At 71.4% G+C, this 1828-nt stretch carries 1 protein-coding gene; it reads right to left on the bottom strand.

All coding sequences use genetic code 11. The annotated features are described in order from the left end of the window. Nucleotides 1-1828, bottom strand: a 1828-nt coding sequence (locus DQW06_RS25775) for an Rne/Rng family ribonuclease (RefSeq protein WP_117199465.1), incomplete at both ends; no start/stop codon positions are given.

The raw sequence follows: 1828 nt of genomic DNA, 5'->3' as shown, positions 1-1828 counted from the left end.
CCGGGTGCGGCGACGCTTGGGCCGCTCGGCGGCCTCGTCGTCACCGGCCTCGGCGGGCGTCTCGGCGGCGGTCGCGTCCGCCTCGGCGGGGGCGCTCTCACCGCCCGCGGCCTCGGCCTCACCGGTGTCGGCCGCCCCGCGGGCGGTACGACGGGTGGTGCGCCGGGCGCGGGTCTTCTTGGCCGGGGCCTCCTCGGGGGCTTCCGCGGCCTGCTCGGGCTGCGCGGCCTCAGGAGCCTCCTCCGTGGCGGTGATCTCCTCCTGCTCCTCCGCGGCGGCCTCGGCCTTGCGGGAGCGGGAGGCCCGCTTACGGGTCTTCTTGGCGGGCTCGGAGGCCGGGGCCTCGGCCGTCTGCGGGGCCTCGGGTGCCTCCTCGGTCCGCGCCGCGTCCGCCTCGGCGGACTCGTCGGAGTCAGCGCCCGCCTTCTCGGCCTTCTCCGGCCCGTCGGCCCCGTCGGCCTTCTCGGAGGACGGCTTCTGGGCCTTCTCCGGCTTCTCGGCCGCCTGGTCGGGCTCGCCCTTGCCCTTCTTCTTCTTGCGGCCGTTACCGCTGCCGCCGCCCTTGCTCTCGACCGGGTCGCTGGCGACCACCAGGCCGCGGCCGTTGCAGTGCTCGCAGCTGTGCGAGAAGGCCTCCAGCAGGCCCTGGCCGACCCGCTTGCGGGTCATCTGGACCAGCCCCAGCGAGGTCACCTCGGCCACCTGGTGCTTGGTGCGGTCGCGCGAGAGGCACTCCAGCATGCGCCGCAGCACCAGGTCGCGGTTGGACTCCAGGACCATGTCGATGAAGTCGATGACGATGATGCCGCCGATGTCGCGCAACCGGAGCTGGCGGACGATCTCCTCGGCCGCCTCCAGGTTGTTCTTGGTGACCGTCTCCTCCAGGTTGCCGCCCTGACCGGTGAACTTGCCGGTGTTGACGTCGACCACGGTCATGGCCTCGGTGCGGTCGATGACCAGCGATCCGCCGCTGGGCAGCCAGACCTTGCGCTCCAGGGCCTTGTTGATCTGCTCGTCGACGCGGTAGGCGGCGAAGACGTCGCGGTCCTCGTTCCAGTGCGAGAGGCGCTCGGAGAGGTTGGGGGCCACGTAGTCCACGTACTCGCGGACGGTGGTCCAGGCCTCCTCACCGGACACGACGAGGCTGGAGAAGTCCTCGTTGAACACGTCGCGCACGACCCGCACCGTCAGGTCGGGCTCGCTGTTGAGCAGCGAGGGGGCGTTGGCCGACTTGGACTTGCGCTTGATGGAGTCCCACTGCTTGGCGAGACGGGTGATGTCGCGCTCCAGCTCCTCCTCGCTGGCCCCCTCGGCGGCCGTGCGCACGATGACGCCCGCGCCGGAGGGCATGACCTTCTTGAGGATCTGCTTGAGGCGCGCGCGCTCCTTGTCGGGGAGCTTGCGGCTGATGCCGGTCATCGAACCGCCGGGCACGTACACGAGGTAGCGGCCGGGCAGGCTGATCTGGCTGGTCAGGCGGGCGCCCTTGTGGCCGACGGGGTCCTTGGTGACCTGCACCAGGACCGACTGGCCGGACTTGAGCACCGACTCGATGCGCTTGGGCTGGCCGTCCAGGCCGAAGGAGTCCCAGTTGACCTCGCCCGCGTACAGGACGGCGTTGCGGCCCTTGCCGATGTCGACGAACGCGGCCTCCATCGAGGGCAGCACGTTCTGCACCCGGCCCAGGTACACGTTGCCCACGTAGGAGCGGTGCGTGGCCCGGTCGACGTAGTGCTCGACGAGGATGTCGTCCTCGAGGACGGCGATCTGGGTGCGGTCCTCGACGCGGCGCACCACCAGGTCCCGCTTGACCGACTCCCGCCGCGCC

Source organism: Nocardiopsis sp. TNDT3, assembly GCF_003427465.1.
GTDB lineage: Bacteria > Actinomycetota > Actinomycetes > Streptosporangiales > Streptosporangiaceae > Nocardiopsis > Nocardiopsis dassonvillei.
The sequence above is the reverse complement of the archived record's forward strand: the minus strand, read 5'-3'. Positions and strand labels throughout refer to the sequence as shown.